Raw genomic sequence first — 18356 nt, forward strand, 5'->3', positions numbered from 1 at the left:
AGAGTGATGGCTGAAGATTCAGGTCAAGAAAAAACCGAAGAACCCACGGGGAAAAAAGTAGACGACGCGAAAAAGAAAGGCCAGGTTGCGCGCTCAAAAGAGCTTGGCACCATGTTTGTACTTATTTTTTCAGCGATTTCATTACTTATGTACGGACCTGAGATTGGCAAGGGACTGTATAATATAATGGGTCGCATGCTCAGTTTGAACCGCAATGAAACCTACGATACTACGAAAATGTTTTCTGTGTGGGGAGCGGTGGCCGATGCGCTAGTATTTCCGATGGCGATGTTCGTGTTTATTATTGTGCTGGCGGGTATCATAGGTAATACCTTGTTAGGTGGTTTTAACTTTAGTTGGGAGGCGGCAGCACCCAAAGCCAGTAAAATGTCACCAGCAAAAGGTATAAAGCGGATGTTAGGTCCACAAGCGGGCGTCGAGTTGGTGAAATCGATTTTAAAGTTTGTGGTCGTGGCGGGCTTTGCCATTTTTTTGATCAACACCTTCTTTGATGAAATTCTTCATCTGAGTATTGAAAGTGCGCCGGGCAATATCATTCATGCCTTAGAGATACTCGCATGGATGTTTTTAGGGCTGACCTGCACCTTAACCATTATTGCTGCGATTGATGCGCCATATCAAAGCCATAAACATCACAAAGAATTAAAAATGACTCTACAAGAAGTCAAAGATGAATATAAAAATTCTGAAGGTGATCCGCAAATTAAAGCGCGTATAAGACAAACGCAAAGACAAATGTCGCAGCGACGCATGATGCAGGATGTGCCAGATGCCGATGTAGTTGTTACCAACCCTACTCATTACTCTGTGGCATTAAAGTACGACACAGAGCGCGCTGGCGCGCCTATATTAGTTGCCAAAGGCGTTGATGAGATGGCGATGCAAATTAGAAAAATAGCCATAGGTAACGAGGTACCCATTGTAGAGTCCCCCATGCTTACTCGAGCACTGTATCATACTGCCGAAGTAGGAGAACAAATCCCTGACCAACTATTTACTGCAGTCGCACAAGTTTTAGCTTATGTATTTCAGCTTAAACGCTTTCAAAAAGGCCGTGGTAAACGCCCTACAAAATTGAATAAAACACTCCCAATTCCAGATGCCTATAAGTATTGATTTGAATAATCAGTATTCTTTTAAGCTCGTAATTAATAACTTGGAATAGTTATTGCAAATTCCGTTTAGTGTCAATTTTTTGAAATTGTAGAATTATGGAATTTAAAGCTGTATTACAACAACTTAATAAAGATAAAAAAGAGTATTTAAAAGGTGTTGGTACACCTTTGCTAGTGCTCGCTGCGCTGGGCATGGTGATTTTACCGTTACCGCCATTTTTACTCGACATTCTTTTCTCGTTTAATATAGCTTTAGCATTAGTGGTGTTGTTAGTGACAGTTTACACCATGAAGCCTGTTGAATTTGGGATGTTTCCCGCAGTACTATTGATTGCAACTATTATGCGTTTGGCACTAAATGTTGCCAGTACCCGGGTGGTGCTGCTTGAAGGCCATAACGGTGGCGATTCCGCAGGTAAAGTAATCGAAGCTTTTGGTTCAGTGGTAATTGGTGGCAACTACGCAGTTGGTTTAGTGGTGTTTTTGATTTTGATCATCATCAACTTTGTGGTAATCACCAAAGGCGCAGGCAGGATCTCTGAGGTATCGGCACGCTTTACCTTAGATGCGATGCCAGGCAAACAAATGGCCATTGATGCCGACTTGAATGCGGGTTTTATTAGTGCAGAGCAAGCACGAGACCGCCGTGAAGAAGTCACCCGTGAAGCGGACTTTTATGGCTCTATGGATGGTGCGAGTAAGTTTGTAAAAGGTGATGCGATTGCTGGTATAGTGATACTGATCATCAATATTGTTGGCGGCTTGTTTGTTGGTATGATCCAGCATGATTTAAGCTTTGGTAACGCAATGGAAGTGTATACCTTACTGACCATTGGTGATGGTCTAGTTGCACAATTACCATCATTACTGTTATCTATTGGCACTGCAATTGTTGTTACTCGTCAAAATGAATCGCTCAATATGGGCGATCAATTTAAGAAACAACTCGGTAACGAAAAATCATTATTTATTGCTTCGGGTATTTTAATCGTGATGGGTTTGGTCCCGGGTATGCCACATTTTGCCTTTTTAAGCCTTGGTGCTTTACTTGGTTATTTAGCGTATTACACCCAGCAAAGTAAGCTCAAAGAAGCGGCTGCTAAGGAAGCAGAAGCTGCCAATGGCGGTGCAACAGGCACTGGTGTTGCTAACAAGCAAGAGCAAAAAGAGCTAGGTTGGGATGATGTACAACAAGTTGATGTAATTGGCCTCGAAGTTGGCTATCGCTTAATTCCATTAGTTGATCAATCACAAGGTGGCGAATTATTAAACCGAATTAAAGGGGTACGTAAAAAGTTATCTCAAGAACTTGGTTTTTTAATTCCACCGGTGCATATTCGCGATAACTTAGAGTTAGACCCAAATGCATACAGAATTACCATGATGGGTGTTTCAAGTGGTGAGGGCGAGCTTAAGCACGGTGATGAGTTGGCTATTAATCCTGGCCAAGTATTTGGTCCAATAAAAGGGATTGCTACTAAAGATCCTGCCTTTGGTCTAGACGCTATTTGGATCAAACCAGATCAAAAAGATGAAGCACAATCACTCGGTTATACCGTGGTTGATGCAGCGACTGTGGTAGCAACGCATATTAGTCAGTTACTAACTAACAGCGCGGCCTTGTTACTCGGCCACGAGGAAGTGCAAAATCTATTAGATATGCTGGCAAAAAGTCATCCTCGTTTAGTTGAAGGGCTAGTGCCAGATATTTTACCACTAACAGCAATTGTTAAAGTATTACAAAATTTATTAAATGAAGGCGTTGCTATTCGCGATATGCGTTCAATTGTACAAACCCTTGTTGAGTATGGCCCTCGAAGCCAAGATCCTGATGTATTAACCGCAGCAGTGCGAATTTCACTGCGCAGATTAATTGTTCAAGACGCGGTTGGAATGTCATCAGAAATCCCTGTCATAACCTTGGCGCCTGAGTTGGAACAGATGTTGCATCAGTCACTACAAAATGCAGGCGACGAAGGTGCCGGAATAGAGCCAGGACTTGCAGAGCGACTTCAACAATCATTAAATGAAGCGCATCAAAACCAAGAAATGGCCGGTGAACCTTCGATATTGCTAACGTCAGGAATGTTACGCACTGTGTTATCTCGTTTTGTTAAGTACACCATTCCAGGATTGCGAGTGATGTCTTATCAAGAGGTACCAGACGAAAGACAGATCAAGATTGTCAGCTCAGTAGGCCAATAATCGGATTTTAAAGGGGTTGAACCATGAAAATAAAACGTTTTTTTGCTAAAGATATGCGCACCGCACTGAAAGAAGTTAAAGATGAACTCGGTGTAGATGCTGTAATCATGTCAAATAAAAAATTAGCCAATGGGGTAGAGATTGTTGCCGCCGTTGATTATGAAAAAGCAGCCCCGAACGCACCGGCACAACCACATGTTGCTAAGGCGCAACCGCAAACGAATGCTAACTTTGTTAAACCTGCGCCACAACGTGCGCAGCATGAGCCGCAAGCTGCGGTAGCTGATAGCTTACAAGCATTATTAGAGCGCCAATCACCGCGTCCACGCTCACCTGAGCTTGCGTCTATGTTTAGCCAGTCAGGGATTGATACATCTACTCAGTATCAACCACAGCAACAACATCAAGCACAGCAAGCTCGCCATGAACCACAAGCGCATAGTGATTTTGCTCGTCGTGATACTGCGCCGCGTCCACAAACGCAAGCACATAGCTTAGGTTTTGATGATGATCTAGAAAGTGGTTTTGATGATTTAGATACTCCGATGCCAACAAAAAGTGCAGCCAAAACAGATGAAATCACCGCTATGCGTGATGAAATGGCTGCGATGCGTCAATTACTTGAGTATCAGGTATCGGGTTTGATGCAACAAGATTTAGCGCGTCGCGATCCTACTCGCGCATGCATGATCGATCGTTTAGTTGGAATGGGTATCGACAGTGAAGTTGCAGAGCAAATGGCCTGCTTTATTCCGGACGATGTGTCACGTCAGCAAGCCTGGCAAGCACTATTGCAAATGGTTGAAAACCAAATGCATACTACAAATAACGAAATCCTTCGCCAAGGCGGGGTATATGCACTTGTTGGTCCTACTGGGGTAGGTAAAACTACAACCGTGGCAAAACTTGCAGCCCTTGGCGCACAAAAATATGGCGCAGATAAAGTTGCGCTAATTACCACTGATACTTACCGTATTGGCGCTTATGAACAGTTAGCTACTTATGGCCGGATCATCGGTTGTGGTGTAAAACAAGTTAAAGATGCCAATGAATTAGCAGAAGTTTTATATCATTTACGAAATAAGCGTCTAGTATTAATAGATACTGCGGGAATGAGCCAACGTGATTTACGTTTAACTGAGCAGCTAAATACACTAATGCGTAATCAACGTGTCGATATTCGCAATTATTTAGTGCTCAGTGCGACCGCACAAATTAATGTTTTACAAGAAACCGTAAGACATTTTAAGAAGGTACAATTAAGTGGCTGTATTTTCACTAAATTAGACGAATCATTAAGTTTAGGTGAGATTATTAGTATAGCGATTCAAAATCGCCTTCCAATAGGGTATCTTACTAACGGTCAGCGCGTTCCAGAGGACATTCGGGTCGCCAATGCAGAGAAATTAGTAAAAAAAGCAGAACAATTGTATTTAAAAAGAACAAAAGCACAACATTCACGACGCCAAGCAGTAGCGTCAAGCACAGTAGGGATGTATGATTAACACAGTATTAGATCAAGCAAGTGGCCTGCGTAAAATGAGTCAAAACAATAATAACGGCGTTAAAGTTATCGCTGTAACAGGTGGTAAAGGTGGCGTAGGGAAAACTAACGTCTCACTTAACACTGCGATTGCGTTGGGTCAGCTCGGAAACCGAGTGTTAGTTCTGGATGCCGATTTGGGTTTAGCAAATTGTGATGTGATGTTAGGGCTTCGGGTTGAACGTAATCTATCTCATGTACTATCAGGTGAATGTGAGCTCGATGAAATTTTAGTTGAAGGGCCTGCAGGAATTAAAATAGTACCAGCGACGTCAGGCTCACAAAGTATGGTGGAACTTTCACCATCAGAACATGCTGGATTAATTCGTGCTTTTAGTGAGTTGAATACCGAATTTGATATATTAATTGTTGATACTGCTGCTGGTATCTCTGACATGGTATTAAGTTTTTCGCGCGCAGCGCAAGATGTCATGGTAGTAGTATGTGATGAACCGACCTCAATAACCGACGCTTATGCATTAATCAAAGTGTTGAGTCGTGAGCATGGTGTGTATAAGTTTAAAATAGTTGCTAATATGGTGCGCAGTATGCGTGAAGGCCACGAACTATTTGCTAAGCTCTCAAAAGTAACGGATCGCTTTTTGGATGTCTCAATGGAATTGGTTGCAACAGTCCCTTATGATGAAAACATGCGTAAAGCAACTCGTCGTCAAAAAGTAATTGTTGATTTATTTCCAAATTCTCCAGCGGCAATTGCATTTAAAACATTAGCGACAAAAGCAGTTAAATGGCCTATACCTAATCAACCATCTGGCCATTTAGAATTTTTCATAGAAAAATTAGTAAACGGCTAACTATGACGGCATCGGTGAATAAAGCGATGGGATATCAATCGACACAAAATTTAAATGTGATTGTTGAGCGACATGCTTCTTTAGTTAAAAAAGTGGCTTGTCATTTGATCGCTCGTTTACCCGCGAGTGTGCAACTCGATGATTTGATTCAATCGGGGATGATAGGGTTAATTGAAGCATCAAAAAACTTTGATGCGACTAAAGGTGCAAGCTTTGAAACCTTTGCAGGCATTCGTATTCGTGGTGCGATGCTGGATGAAATGCGCCGAGGTGATTGGGCTCCTCGCTCAGTGCACCGTAATAGCCGCAGAGTTGCTGAAGCGATTAGTGAGCTAGAAAGCAGCCTGAATCGAGAACCTAAAGATAGTGAAGTTGCTGAAAAACTTGATATTACGCTAGATGAGTACCATCATATTCTTAGTGATGTAAATTCAAGTAAGGTTTTAGGTATAGAAGACTTGGGAATTGATGAAGATGTTATCACACCAGTGGGACATGATTTAGCACTAGACAAGCCCTTTAATAACGTTAAAAATGAACGTTTTAATCAATCATTATTAACAGCTATACAATCTTTACCTGAACGAGATGGGTTAGTATTGTCGCTTTATTATAATGATGAAATGAATTTAAAAGAGATTGGACATATACTCGATGTAAGCGAATCGCGTGTGAGTCAGATACATGGTCAGGCGATGATTAAGCTCAAAGCAAAAATCAATGACTGGATTAACTAGTAGTAAGTAAATATAGGTTCAGACCTCACCGGAGGATGTTTTGGATAAAAACATGAAAATTCTTGTTGTTGATGATTTTTCGACGATGAGACGTATTATCAAAAATCTGTTAAGAGATTTGGGTTTTACAAATGTACAAGAAGCTGATGATGGCTCAACAGCTTTACCGATGTTGCAGAATCAAGAATTTGATTTTGTAGTAACAGATTGGAACATGCCTGGCATGCAAGGAATTGACCTCTTGCGCGCTATCAGGGCCGATGACAGCCTGAAACACATCCCTGTTTTAATGGTAACAGCAGAAGCTAAAAAAGAACAAATTGTTGCTGCTGCACAAGCTGGTGTTAACGGCTATATCGTTAAACCATTTACAGCCGCAACACTGAAAACCAAATTGGAAAAAGTGTTTGAGCGTTTAGGTTAAATAAATAGGAGAGGCTTATGTCAGCACCAGCTGCGCCTCAGATCAGTTTAGAACAAGCCCGGCAGCTTGTGGTTTACCTTGAAAATGGTGAACAAGATAAAGCTGATCAGTTAATTATTGATGCGGCGTCAAAAGAGCAATCAGAATTATTTGCCGAAGTAGGCAAACTTACGCGTCAGCTTCATGATGCGTTGAAAAATTTTGAGCTTGATACACGTTTAGCTGATTTGACCAAAGACGCACTCCCCGATGCTAAGCAGCGTCTAAACTATGTTATGGAAATGACAGAGAACGCTGCTAATAAAACCATGGATGCTGTAGAAGCAAGTTTACCAATTGCCCAACAGCTTGCAGATGATATTTCAGACATTAAACCCACTTGGGATCGTTTAATGAATCGTGAAATTGAGCTAGGTGAGTTTAAAACATTATGCCACAGCTTAGATAAGTTCATGAATAGCTCGCAAACTAAAACGGATGAGTTGCAAGGACTCATGACCAATGTCTTGATGGCACAAGATTTTCAAGATTTAACAGGTCAAGTGATCCGTCGAGTGATAGAGCTTGTTAGAGAAGTAGAAGACAGCTTGATCCACTTGTTGACAGCATTTGGTAGCCAAGATGATAGCGAAACAAAAACAATAGCACCAGTCATTGAAAAACCGCCTGCTGAAAATACACTTGCAGGCCCTGAAGGGCCAATTATTGATAAAGAATCTCGTGATGATGTTGTCTCAGGACAAGATGATGTTGATGATTTATTATCAAGCTTGGGCTTCTAAGAGGAGAGAACTGCATGAGCTTTGAAGTCGATGAAGATATTTTACAAGATTTTCTAGTAGAGGCTGGAGAAATTCTTGAGCTTTTGTCAGAACAGCTGGTGGAGCTTGAAAATAACCCAGATGATACCGAATTACTCAATGCAATTTTCCGTGGTTTTCATACGGTAAAAGGCGGCGCAGGTTTTTTAAGCATGACTGAGCTAGTTGACGCTTGTCACGGTGCAGAAAACGTTTTCGATTTATTGCGTCAAGGTGTTCGTAAGGTTAATTCTGAGCTGATGGACGTGATCTTGCAAGCGCTCGATACTATCAACGAAATGTTTGCGACCATCCAAAGCCGAGAAAAACCAGAACCTGCAAATCCAGAGTTGCTGGCTGTTTTACATAAATTGGGATTGCCGCCAACTGCTGAAGAACTAACTGGCGCTGCTGAGCCTGCAGACGATACTCCTGTTGTTGATGCTGATGCTATTTTAGATGATTCTGATGATCCATTTGCATTTGACTTGTTATTTGATGGTCAAGTTGATAGCGATAAAAAAGATGTTCAAATCGATGATATATCAGAAGATGAATTTGAAAGTTTGCTAGATGAGCTGCATGGAAAAGGACAAAGTCCTGTAACTCCAGCAGTAACAGTTAGCAATGAGTCATCAAATAGTGATATTACTGATGACGAATTCGATAATTTATTAGATGAATTACATGGTGTTGGTAGCTTTGGTTTGGTCAGTAATAAAGATGCTGCAAGCACCGAAAATACTGCGCCTAAACCGCCCCAAGCGTCATCAGAGCCAACTAAAAGTAATAGTCCAGACGAGATCAGCGATGATGAGTTTGAAGCATTATTAGATGAATTGCACGGCAAAGGGAGTGCACCACAAGCAGTTGCAGATACTGAGCCAACACCCGCTCAAAAACCAGTCCCTCCCCCAGCACCTGTTGCCGCAGCTAAACCTGCGCCTAAACCAGCAGTGTCTGAGCCTGCGAAAGCGGCTGAAAAGCCAGCTCCAGCGACAGCTGTTGCGAAAAAATCAGTTCCACCACAAGCTGATACCACTGTGCGCGTTGATACAAAACGCCTTGATCAAATAATGAATATGGTCGGTGAACTTGTGCTAGTGCGCAATCGCCTAGTCAGTTTAGCAACCAATACTGAAAGTGAAGCGATGGGTAAAGCCATTTCAAACCTTGATGTAGTAACTGCGGACTTGCAAGGTGCGGTGATGAAAACGCGGATGCAACCGATCAAGAAAGTGTTCGGTCGTTTCCCTCGCGTAGTACGTGATTTAGCCCGCAGTTTGAAAAAAGACATCAATTTATTGCTCGTGGGTGAAGAAACTGATTTAGATAAAAACTTAGTTGAGGCACTGGCAGATCCTTTAGTCCACTTGGTGCGTAACTCTGTAGACCACGGTATTGAAATGCCTGATGTGCGTGAAGCGGCAGGTAAAGCAAGGACTGGGACTGTAACTTTATCAGCATCGCAAGAAGGTGATCATATTTTGCTTACCATCCGAGATGATGGTGCTGGTATGGATCCCGAAAAGCTGAAAAAAATAGCAATCAATAAAGGGGTGCTTGATCACGAGCAAGCTGCTCGATTATCTGATACAGAAGCCTATAACCTTATTTTTGCACCAGGCTTTTCCACCAAAGAACAGATCTCTGATATTTCGGGTCGTGGTGTGGGTATGGATGTGGTGAAAACCAAAATTACCCAACTAAATGGTTCTGTGAGTATTCAATCTGAGCTAGGTGTAGGTACAATCCTAGAAATTAAAGTTCCGTTAACGTTGGCTATTTTGCCGACATTGATGGTGGTTGTCGGTGAGCAAACATTTGCATTACCACTGGCTGGTGTTAATGAAATATTCCACCTAGATCTAACTAAAACGAATGTAGTTGATGGCCAATTAACCATTATTGTTCGTAAGAAAGCACGACCGTTGTTTTATTTAGAACATTGGTTAGTCAAAGGTGCTGACAGATCATTACGCAAAGCTCAAGGCCATGTTGTAATTGTACAAATAGGTACGCAACAAGTTGGTTTTGTAGTGGATTCATTGATTGGTCAAGAAGAAGTTGTTATTAAACCGCTTGATGCTTTACTACAAGGAACACCTGGTATGGCAGGTGCAACGATCACGTCTGACGGTGGTATAGCGCTAATCTTAGATGTTCCAAACCTGTTAAAACATTACGCAGGTTAGTCCAATTCTTATCTTATTGTGAGAGCTATATATGGCTCTCACAGATAAAATTTACATAGAGTATGCCAATGGCAGTTAAAGTTTTAGTTGTTGATGATTCAAGTTTCTTTCGCCGCAGGGTGAGCGAAATACTCGAGCAAGATAAGGATATTGAAGTAATTGGTTTTGCGGTAAATGGCAGAGAAGCGGTAGACAAGACAAATCAATTGCGTCCAGATGTAATCACTATGGATGTTGAAATGCCTGTGCTTGATGGTATTAGTGCTGTAAAAGAGATCATGGCAGCAAATCCAACCCCAATTCTGATGTTCTCTTCCTTGACCCGTGATGGCGCAACAGCAACCTTAGACGCACTTGATGCGGGTGCTTTAGATTTTTTACCGAAAAAATTTGAAGACATTGCTCGTAATAATGAAGATGCGATTAAGTTATTACAAAATAAAGTAAAAGAAATTGGACGCAAGCGTCTATCACGCTTCAGTAGGCCGACACCGACATCAATACCTTCCGTTTCTGCAGGTACAACAAGTCGACCTGCGATAACTCAACCTGATAGAAGTTTTAACCGCAGCACAGCGCCCGCTTCGAACATTGCAGCTAATACACGTGCTTCGGGTAAGAAATATCAAATAGTTGCAATAGGCACCTCCACAGGGGGGCCTGTCGCACTGCAAACTATTTTGACTAAGTTGCCGGCCAATTTCCCACATCCCATTTTGTTAATACAGCATATGCCAGCTGCGTTTACGCCAGCATTTGCCGCTCGTTTAAATGGCTTGTGCAAAATAAAAGTAAAAGAAGCACAACAAGGCGACCGATTAATGCCAGGCGTCGCTTATCTAGCGCCAGGTGGTCAACAGATGCTGGTTGAGGGACGAGGTGGAAATCGCACGTTACGTGTTTTTGAGGACGACAGTGCGCGGATCACTTATAAGCCCAGTGTTGACGTTACTTTTGCTAGTACAGCCAAATCTTTTCAAGGTGATGTGTTAGCTGTGGTACTTACAGGCATGGGCGCTGATGGACGAGATGGTGCAAGAATGCTCAAACAAGCCGGCGCCACTATTTGGGCGCAAGATGAAAAAACCAGTGTGGTATATGGTATGCCACAGGCGGTTGCTAACGCTGGGCTATCGTCGGCAAGTATCGCACTTGAAGAGGTTGCTAATCGGTTAGTTCGAGAAATTGGTTGTGGATAAGTTGTCGTTTCTAGGCCTGTTCGTTGCACTTTTGGCGATTGGCTATGGTTACTCACTAGAGGGTGGGGTTGTAAGTGCTTTATTTAATGGCCCAGCACTAATTATTGTATTGGGTGGTACGTTAGGTGCTGTAATGCTACAAACACCGGCACATACGTTTAATAAAGTTTTAAGAATAAGTCATTGGGTGTTTTTTCCTCCAAGTCATGATATCGACAGAGCAATTGAGCAAGTTAAAAGTTGGTCACAAAAAGCCCGCCAAGAAGGGTATTTAGCACTTGAAGAAATAGCGTTAACCCATCCGGATCCATACGTTGCCAAAGGCTTGAGTTTACTGATTGATGGCAACAGTGAGCAAAAACTCAGAGATGCGTTAGAAATTGATTTATTGCTAGAAAGAGAACGGCTGCTTGAAGCCAGTCGAGTTTATGAGGCGTTGGGCGGTTACAGTCCTACTATCGGTATATTAGGTGCAGTGCTTGGTCTGATCCAAGCAATGTCATTTATCACTGAGCCTGAAAAGTTAGGTGCGGGGGTTGCGACGGCTTTTATCGCGACCATCTATGGGGTTGGTTTAGCAAATTTACTGTTTTTACCCATGGCTAATAAGCTAAAACAACAAGTAGAACAAAAGATGCTGTTTCATGAGTTATTAGCTGAAGGAATTATTGCAATGAGCCAAGGTGATAGCCCTGTCAATATTGAGCTGAAACTTGAAGCGTATCGTGTAGAGCGTCCAAGTCAGCTACAAGAATAATTATTATGATGCGCCGTCGACTTCGTCACTCATCGACCAAAAGTCAGCATACAGAACGTTGGCTAGTGTCGTACGCCGATTACATGACTATTATGTTTGCATTCTTTGTAGTGATGTATGCGATTGCGATTAATAAAGAAGAAAGCTTCCAAATTTTATCTGATTCGCTGGAGCAGGTTTTTGACAAGTCAGCTCGTCAGTATAGCCAAGAAGGCCAAGGTGTGACCGGTACTGGTTTATTAACCGACAGAGTAAGCCCAGAAAAAGAACTGTTGTTTGGTGAGAGTATTCAAAAGCAAGAAGTTGGCCCGCAGTTACTTGATGGCCAAAGCGACACCAGTAACATAAAACAAAAACACTTAGGTAAACCGCTAGATAGTTTATTAACTAAATTACAATCAGCTTTGATCGATGAAATACGCGATGGCGAAGCAAGTTTAGAGTTACACCAAGACTGGTTGATTATTGAGTTAAGCTCAGGAATGTTATTTTCCAGTGGCAGTGCTGTGGCGCATCAACGCGCGAAAGCAGTAATAAAATTAGTGAACGATATTATTGCTCCTGTAGATAACTACGTCAGAGTACGTGGTTATACCGATAATGAAACTATTCATAATGAAATGTTTCGTTCTAATTGGGAGCTATCTGTTGCAAGAGCGACCTCTATTTTAGTCGAACTTGATGCATTGGGTATCAACCCTGCGCGAATGGCCATCGAAGGTTACGGTCAGTATTCTCCTTTTTCCGATAATGATACAGAGCAAGGGCGCGCTGAAAATCGTAAAGTAGTCGTTGCATTATCAAAATATGGTTTACCACCCAAGCCCATTGTATCAATCGAGCAATCAGCAATAGAAACTGAAGCTGAGCAGCCAATTGAGTTGCCAAGTGATGATAACACTATTAAAGTGATCCAACTCCCACACGGTGGTATACGAATTACAACGCGCAACGAACAAAAATAAGGTGTGATGTGAAAATTTGGACGGTAGCAAATCAAAAAGGCGGAGTAGGGAAAACGACCACGGCTGTGAGTTTAGCTGGTATATTAGCGCTGCAAGGAAAGCGGGTATTACTGATTGATACCGATCCTCATGCATCTTTAACGTATTACTTTGGCATTGATTCAGAAGATTTAGAAGTTAGTGTGTATGATATATTTGCCCGTGGTAACACCATGGCAAGTGAAGAAATATTGCAAGCTTTGTGTCCATCGAACATAGACAACTTAGATATTCTTCCTGCAACTATGGCTATAGCGACACTCGATCGTAGTATGGGTAATAAGACCGGAATGGGGCTTATCTTAAAAAAAGCCTTAGCAAAAATTAGTGAGCATTATGATTATGCTATTTTAGATTGCCCGCCAGTGTTAGGTGTCTTAATGGTTAACGCATTGGCTGCAAGTGAGCGCATTTTAGTGCCAGTACAAACTGAGTTTTTAGCTCTCAAAGGGCTTGACCGAATGATGCGGACCATGGAATTAATGCAAAGCTCGCAATCAAAGCAGTATCAATATACCATTATCCCTACAATGTATGATAAGCGCACAAATGCATCCCTTGAAGCATATAAGACATTACAGCAAACGTACCAAGAAAAAGTATGGCCAGGGGTAATACCCGTAGACACTAAGTTCCGTGATGCAAGTTTAGCTCAACAAGTACCGATTCAGTATTGTCCACGCTCAAGAGGTGTTTATGCTTATCGCGCATTACTCGATTATTTGATTGAACAAGGTTAATGAATGAGTAAGCAATTATTTGCTAATGAAAAAGTAATGACCCAGTACTTGGGGGCTTTACTGTGCGAAGACGATGAGTCAACAGACTTACACCCGGTTGCAAAATTACTCGAACAAGTTCCATCCACAGAAAGTAGCAATAAAATGCCACTAAAGGCATCGCAGCAAACGATTGTGCAGCCAAACGCACTTGATGAGCCAAAGACGAGCCTTGAGAAAGAAATACCAGCGCAAATTACACCGCTCCTTGAGAAACCACAGATCCAAGCTAATATCAAAGATATAGCTAAAGTGAGCGAACAGTTAAATATTGCTAAAGACAAGACTCCTGTACAGCGTCAAGAAGATTATTTTGACGGCGAGTTTCAGGCGTTATTCTTTGAAGTGGCAGGGCTGACTCTCGCTGTACCATTAAAAGCATTAGGTGGTATTCATCAATTAGGTGAAGTTAATCAGCTTTTTGGTAAACCCAAGTGGTTTAAAGGAGTGATGCTAAATCGTGATGAGAATCTTAATGTAGTCGATACTGCTCGCTGGGTGATGCCAGAAAAGTATACCCAAGAGTTAGAAGACAAATTAAACTACCAATACTTAATTACTTTAGGTAATAGCCAATGGGGATTGTTGGCTGAAAAGCTAGTTAATAATATTACACTACGTAGTGAAGATGTAAAATGGCGAGCTAAAAGTGGCAAGCGGCCTTGGCTTGCAGGTGTAATTAAAGAAAAAATGTGTGCCTTAATTGATGTGCAAAGCTTAGGTCAATTATTAGAGCAAGGTTTAGATAGCCGCGACCAGTAACGATATTTGGAGTAATAACATGAGTGAACAAAGATTATTATCAAGCAGTAAAAATACCGATGGCAATGATGAAGTATTGCAGTGGGTAACTTTTAAGCTTGAATCAGAAACCTATGGTGTGAATGTGATGCAAGTGCAAGAAATTTTGCGTTACACAGAGATTGCTCCAGTACCAGGTGCTCCAAGCTATGTTTTAGGGATTATTAATTTACGTGGCAATGTTGTAACAGTAATCGATACGCGTGCACGATTTGGTTTGATGTCTGCAGAAGCAACAGACAATTCACGAGTATTAATTATTGAAGCTGAAGAGCAAGTTATTGGTATCTTAGCCGACAGTGTAGCAGAAGTGGTTTATTTGCGTAGCTCAGAAATTGATAGTGCACCAAACATTGGTACTGAAGAAAGTGCCAAGTTTATTCAAGGTGTTAGTAATCGTGATGGTGAATTATTGATTTTAGTTGATTTAAATAAATTACTAAATGACGAAGAGTGGGATGAGTTGAGCGATTTATAACGCTTACGGAAAAACTATGTTGTTATACTCGTTGCTTGGAGTCTCAATTGTACTGGTGTTAGTATGCCTGGGACTAATTTTTATTAATAATAATAAGTACGCTGCAGCATTAAAAAGCAAAATACTGCAACTGCAAGAAACTCAACAACAGCTCAGTATTTTACGCAGTGAAGTCGCAGAAATGCGCACCGGTATGCTAAGTATTGGTAAGCGCTTAGTTGCTGTAGAGCAGCGAAATCAAGAGTTAGCGCAGTTACAAGATGCGCAAAAATATGACGATCCTGATGCGAAAATTTATTCTCGAGCAGTGAAAATGGTTGAACTAGGTGCCGATATTGAAGAGATCATACGAGAATGTGAACTTCCGCGTGCCGAAGCCGAACTATTAATGTCGTTACATCATCAAAAGGGCGCTAATTAGCGCCTTTTATTTTTTACGCCTGAATATTTAACTTGCCTTGAAAGTCTTGCCAGCCAGGTGGAAATTTACCCCGCAGTACATATGAAAAAGCAATCAGTTCGGCAATCACATAATACAGTTCTCTTGGGATCTCTTCGCCAAGCTCTAAATGCGATAACGTTTTAGCCAAAGCTTCATCTTTGTGGATCAAAATTCCTTTTTCTTCTGCGGCTTTAATGATCTCTTCTGCGAGCTCACCAAACCCTTTACTACTGACTGTAGGAGTGCGACCGGCTTCGTAAACTAAACCAATTGCAGACTTATGTTTTGATATCTCACTCATGGTTTAAACCTTAATATTAATAATGGCATGGGACTGATAAAAAGCTTGGTGTTGCGGCGCACCTTGGCTTAGCTTCATTTCACCAACTTGTAAGCCATGAGCTGTTAATTTATGGCGCAAACTCTCAAGGTGTGGATGAGCCATTGCGGTGATATCTTGGCTTGAGGCAAGTAATTGACAATCTAGTGCTTTATCCATTAATTCAGCGGTGATCTGTAATTGGCCTAGCTCTGCGTAATCAAAATTAAGTCGCACAAACCAAACATTTTTATCTTCGAGTTTATTTTGGCTTGGTTTTTTATATTGCCCTAATGAAATTTCTGTCTGTGCGGTTTCCGGTGGCAGTCGCATCGGCAGTAAAAATTGTACTAACGGATTATTATCAGGCTGCTGATTTATGGGGGTCGTGTTAATTTGGCTAATTGCAGTTTTTATTTGGCTCAGCTCAGCCGCTAATGCTTGTGATTGTGGCTGTAGTAATTGTTCTTGCAGTTTCTGTGGGTTAATTGCTTTAAAGTTAGGCACCAATACTTGGAGTAAAGCATCAAGTGAGCTTTGACTATTAAAATTCAATGCGCTGATATTTGCTAAGCTTGGAGCCGCTAAAATAGCCACGGCCAAATGCTCAACAGATTGGCTAAAACTATTTTGCAGGGCACTATTTGTTAAGCTTTCTGGACGTAAAACACTGAGTATTTCTCGTTGAATGGTTAACGGTTGCAACGATTGGCTGTCAATCATGCGGCTAAAAGCTTGATTGACTAGCCGATTTAAATCGACATTATCACTCACTTTGGTCGTTGCTAGTTTATCAATTTGTGAAGCGATATGCTGTTTATCGTAGTTTGCTGCTGATTTAAAATTAGGCAGCGGCTTTTCGATAGGCGTTTTTAAAAGTGGTGCCAATAATTTGGCTTCCAGTGGCAAGCTAATCTGGCTGGCTGGCAAAGCGCTAGTTATCGGCCCTTTTAATGGTGCATCGATTTGTGAGTGGGTACTTGATTTTAGATTGTCGTTGTTTAACTGTGCTGTTAGAGATGCTACTTTGGTATCTACCCCAGCAGCAAACGGTGGAGTTGTTTTTAATTTTTGCTGAGCATCGGCTATAACTGTTTTGGCTGCAGCGCTATTATCACTGACATTGACAGTTGTACTATTGATTTTGCTGGGTAGAATTTGTTCGGAACTGCGTGCCGGCGCTTTAGTGATAGGTTCTTTATTTAGCTGAGCCGGTTGAGTCGGTTGAGCATGAATATCAGCGGCTGTTTGTTTTGGATTAGCAGTAACCTGCGGTATTTTATTTTGCGCTACTGCAGTTTGCTTGCTGGATTGAATCGCGGCGGCTAGTTTATTTAATTGCTGATGGCTATCTGTATCGTTGCTCAGTGGCGCCGCAGTAGTACTGTTATTTTTAACCACATTAGGCTCTGTAATACTTGCTAAACCGGCTTTTAATCGCTGAAATAACTGTACCAGGGGAGGCGACTGGTGATAATGCTTTGGCAGCGCGGTACCTTGACTGATATCTGCCAGTAATGGTTGGGTGTTGCTTGTCGCCATTGCCACAAGGTTTATTTGCCGGAGTGATTTGGGTAATAAGGTTTGTGCAGTTTGATGTGTTGGTGTTAGCGATTGTGCTACAGCTGATTTATTGCTGATCATTGCTAATTGACTAAATGGTTTGCTTTCAAAATAGCGTACTGCGTCACTTATTCGGGTTTTTAAGTCAGCAAAACTGTCTTGTAACCACGAGCTTATTGGGCTGCTACTGACCAATGAGGGGCTACTAGGTGCTGCACTTGTTTGGGTATTAAACTGGCCTTGTACATGGCTTTTTTGTACCAGTGAATTAAAAGTATGGGCTAATGAATTTTTTAACTGCAAGGCTATTTTTGGTAGCTGCGTTTTTATTATTAATTGTTCATTAAGCGCATTTAATTGTACTTTTTGAATTACTCCGCCAAGCTGAGTTGTGTGTGTACTGTGGCTCTGTAACGGCTGCTGAGGTACTAATTTAATACTGCCATTATAGTTATTAAAACTCAGTATTACGGCGTTTTTATCTAGCTGTAGCTGCCCATTAGGCACTTGTTTACTTAGCCAAAGAGCAAGTTTTGCTTGACTGATTGGCTGTTGGTGAAGTGTATCAGCAAAGCGATTAATAACACTTAAGGTAAAATTATTGCGGTTCGGAGTAATTATTGCTTTTAGGCCTTGTTCACTGTGCAGTAGTTGGGCGACTTCTTTATTGATAGGAATACTGGCGTGTAATTGGTTTAACAGTAATTTTGCAGCAGGTTGTAAAATAATTTGCAACGACAATGGTTTATTATCGACCTGATCACCACTATTAATAAAATTCAAAACACTTTGCAGCTGGTTTGTTTGGCGTAGGCTGATTTCAGTTTGTTTTGGTAAAATAGTGAGTTGTTTACCATCATTACTGAGTTGAATATCGGCACTGGCAATTTTTTGAGTGTTTGTTTCAGTGCCAGTTGTAGCTAAGCGCAATGTTTGCCAATGCTTATCAATATAGACTTCCATCTGCACAGAGCCATTGGCGAATACGATATTTTTAGCGCTGAGTGTTTGCTCGCTGAAAACAGGTAATTGCTGTGCAACGCCATTGTGTGACGAATGACTTATAGGAAGCGAATTCGCTAATGTTATCTGTGTAGGTTTGTTCATTAATTTAAATCAAGTTTTCGTTAATAGGTGCAAAGCATTATTCGTATTACCC

17 protein-coding genes are annotated in these 18356 nt (G+C 41.6%); 15 read left to right on the plus strand and 2 right to left on the minus strand.

The features are described 5' to 3' along the window. The first annotated feature begins 6 nt into the window (after positions 1–6). The 15 genes from flhB (at position 7) to H5183_RS04200 (ending at position 15294) form a co-directional block, all read left to right on the plus strand. Entirely contained in the window at positions 7–1137 is a 1131-nt protein-coding gene (gene flhB, locus H5183_RS04130) for a flagellar biosynthesis protein FlhB (protein ID WP_145239369.1), read from the plus strand. Between the two features lie 95 nt (positions 1138–1232). After that, the gene (gene flhA, locus H5183_RS04135; protein ID WP_145239366.1) at positions 1233–3341 is read left to right on the plus strand and encodes a flagellar biosynthesis protein FlhA; all 2109 of its coding nucleotides are present in this window, start codon (positions 1233–1235) and stop codon (positions 3339–3341) included. Positions 3342–3364: 23 nt separating this feature from the next. Next, complete coding sequence (flhF, locus tag H5183_RS04140; protein WP_182731012.1) at positions 3365–4846, plus strand: flagellar biosynthesis protein FlhF; 1482 nt, start codon at positions 3365–3367, stop codon at positions 4844–4846. Then, positions 4839–5699 carry a MinD/ParA family protein gene (locus tag H5183_RS04145; RefSeq protein ID WP_145239360.1) on the plus strand — a complete coding sequence of 287 codons (861 nt, stop codon included), beginning with the start codon at positions 4839–4841 and terminating at the stop codon, positions 5697–5699. The genes flhF and H5183_RS04145 overlap by 8 nt, the downstream gene beginning before the upstream one ends. Positions 5700–5725: 26 nt before the next feature. Further along, positions 5726–6436 (plus strand): RNA polymerase sigma factor FliA, encoded by a 711-nt coding sequence (locus H5183_RS04150; protein ID WP_145239602.1) that lies wholly within the window; start codon positions 5726–5728, stop codon positions 6434–6436. A 40-nt stretch (positions 6437–6476) separates the two neighbouring features. After that, positions 6477–6860: a chemotaxis response regulator CheY gene (gene cheY, locus H5183_RS04155; protein ID WP_016708035.1), complete on the plus strand. Its 384-nt coding sequence runs from the start codon at positions 6477–6479 to the stop codon at positions 6858–6860. Positions 6861–6877: 17 nt separating this feature from the next. Then, the gene (locus H5183_RS04160; protein WP_145239357.1) at positions 6878–7642 is read left to right on the plus strand and encodes a protein phosphatase CheZ; all 765 of its coding nucleotides are present in this window, start codon (positions 6878–6880) and stop codon (positions 7640–7642) included. Between the two features lie 14 nt (positions 7643–7656). Further along, positions 7657–9855: a chemotaxis protein CheA gene (locus tag H5183_RS04165; RefSeq protein ID WP_182731013.1), complete on the plus strand. Its 2199-nt coding sequence runs from the start codon at positions 7657–7659 to the stop codon at positions 9853–9855. 68 nt (positions 9856–9923) lie between these two features. Further along, positions 9924–11054 (plus strand): chemotaxis response regulator protein-glutamate methylesterase, encoded by a 1131-nt coding sequence (locus H5183_RS04170; RefSeq protein WP_145239351.1) that lies wholly within the window; start codon positions 9924–9926, stop codon positions 11052–11054. Then, positions 11047–11811: a flagellar motor protein gene (locus H5183_RS04175; protein WP_182731014.1), complete on the plus strand. Its 765-nt coding sequence runs from the start codon at positions 11047–11049 to the stop codon at positions 11809–11811. Before H5183_RS04170 ends, H5183_RS04175 begins: the two co-directional genes overlap by 8 nt. Before the next feature lie 5 nt (positions 11812–11816). Continuing rightward, on the plus strand, positions 11817–12776 hold the full coding sequence (locus H5183_RS04180) for a flagellar motor protein MotB (RefSeq protein ID WP_145239345.1): 960 nt from the start codon (positions 11817–11819) through the stop codon (positions 12774–12776). Between the two features lie 8 nt (positions 12777–12784). Beyond that, the gene (locus H5183_RS04185) at positions 12785–13555 is read left to right on the plus strand and encodes a ParA family protein (protein WP_145239342.1); all 771 of its coding nucleotides are present in this window, start codon (positions 12785–12787) and stop codon (positions 13553–13555) included. Positions 13556–13558: 3 nt separating this feature from the next. Further along, positions 13559–14356 (plus strand): chemotaxis protein CheW, encoded by a 798-nt coding sequence (locus H5183_RS04190; RefSeq protein ID WP_145239338.1) that lies wholly within the window; start codon positions 13559–13561, stop codon positions 14354–14356. Between the two features lie 19 nt (positions 14357–14375). After that, positions 14376–14873, plus strand: a complete 498-nt coding sequence (locus H5183_RS04195) for a chemotaxis protein CheW (protein ID WP_145239335.1) — start codon at positions 14376–14378, stop codon at positions 14871–14873. A 16-nt stretch (positions 14874–14889) separates the two neighbouring features. Then, the gene (locus H5183_RS04200; protein ID WP_145239332.1) at positions 14890–15294 is read left to right on the plus strand and encodes a DUF2802 domain-containing protein; all 405 of its coding nucleotides are present in this window, start codon (positions 14890–14892) and stop codon (positions 15292–15294) included. Positions 15295–15307: 13 nt separating this feature from the next. Here the strand turns inward: H5183_RS04200 and H5183_RS04205 are convergent, their stop codons facing one another. After that, positions 15308–15616, minus strand: coding sequence for an EscU/YscU/HrcU family type III secretion system export apparatus switch protein (locus H5183_RS04205; protein ID WP_182731015.1), 309 nt, complete (start codon positions 15614–15616; stop codon positions 15308–15310). A 3-nt stretch (positions 15617–15619) separates the two neighbouring features. Then, on the minus strand, positions 15620–18304 hold the full coding sequence (locus tag H5183_RS21720) for a flagellar hook-length control protein FliK (RefSeq protein ID WP_259397104.1): 2685 nt from the start codon (positions 18302–18304) through the stop codon (positions 15620–15622). Positions 18305–18356: the final 52 nt, after the last annotated feature.

The sequence above is a fragment of the Pseudoalteromonas sp. SR44-8 genome, assembly GCF_014163635.1.
Taxonomy (GTDB): domain Bacteria; phylum Pseudomonadota; class Gammaproteobacteria; order Enterobacterales; family Alteromonadaceae; genus Pseudoalteromonas; species Pseudoalteromonas rhizosphaerae.

Bases quoted from the DNA above. Each gene is read 5' to 3' on its own strand.
- H5183_RS04190 (WP_145239338.1), top strand. From the start codon at position 13,559: ATGAGTAAGCAATTATTTGCTAATGAAAAAGTAATGACCCAGTACTTG.
- H5183_RS04165 (WP_182731013.1), top strand. From the start codon at position 7,657: ATGAGCTTTGAAGTCGATGAAGATATTTTACAAGATTTTCTAGTAGAG.
- flhF (WP_182731012.1), top strand. From the start codon at position 3,365: ATGAAAATAAAACGTTTTTTTGCTAAAGATATGCGCACCGCACTGAAA.
- H5183_RS04205 (WP_182731015.1), bottom strand. From the start codon at position 15,616: ATGAGTGAGATATCAAAACATAAGTCTGCAATTGGTTTAGTTTACGAA.
- H5183_RS04195 (WP_145239335.1), top strand. From the start codon at position 14,376: ATGAGTGAACAAAGATTATTATCAAGCAGTAAAAATACCGATGGCAAT.
- H5183_RS04160 (WP_145239357.1), top strand. From the start codon at position 6,878: ATGTCAGCACCAGCTGCGCCTCAGATCAGTTTAGAACAAGCCCGGCAG.
- flhB (WP_145239369.1), top strand. From the start codon at position 7: ATGGCTGAAGATTCAGGTCAAGAAAAAACCGAAGAACCCACGGGGAAA.
- flhA (WP_145239366.1), top strand. From the start codon at position 1,233: ATGGAATTTAAAGCTGTATTACAACAACTTAATAAAGATAAAAAAGAG.
- H5183_RS04180 (WP_145239345.1), top strand. From the start codon at position 11,817: ATGATGCGCCGTCGACTTCGTCACTCATCGACCAAAAGTCAGCATACA.
- H5183_RS04170 (WP_145239351.1), top strand. From the start codon at position 9,924: ATGGCAGTTAAAGTTTTAGTTGTTGATGATTCAAGTTTCTTTCGCCGC.
- H5183_RS04150 (WP_145239602.1), top strand. From the start codon at position 5,726: ATGGGATATCAATCGACACAAAATTTAAATGTGATTGTTGAGCGACAT.
- H5183_RS04145 (WP_145239360.1), top strand. From the start codon at position 4,839: ATGATTAACACAGTATTAGATCAAGCAAGTGGCCTGCGTAAAATGAGT.
- H5183_RS21720 (WP_259397104.1), bottom strand. From the start codon at position 18,304: ATGAACAAACCTACACAGATAACATTAGCGAATTCGCTTCCTATAAGT.
- H5183_RS04200 (WP_145239332.1), top strand. From the start codon at position 14,890: ATGTTGTTATACTCGTTGCTTGGAGTCTCAATTGTACTGGTGTTAGTA.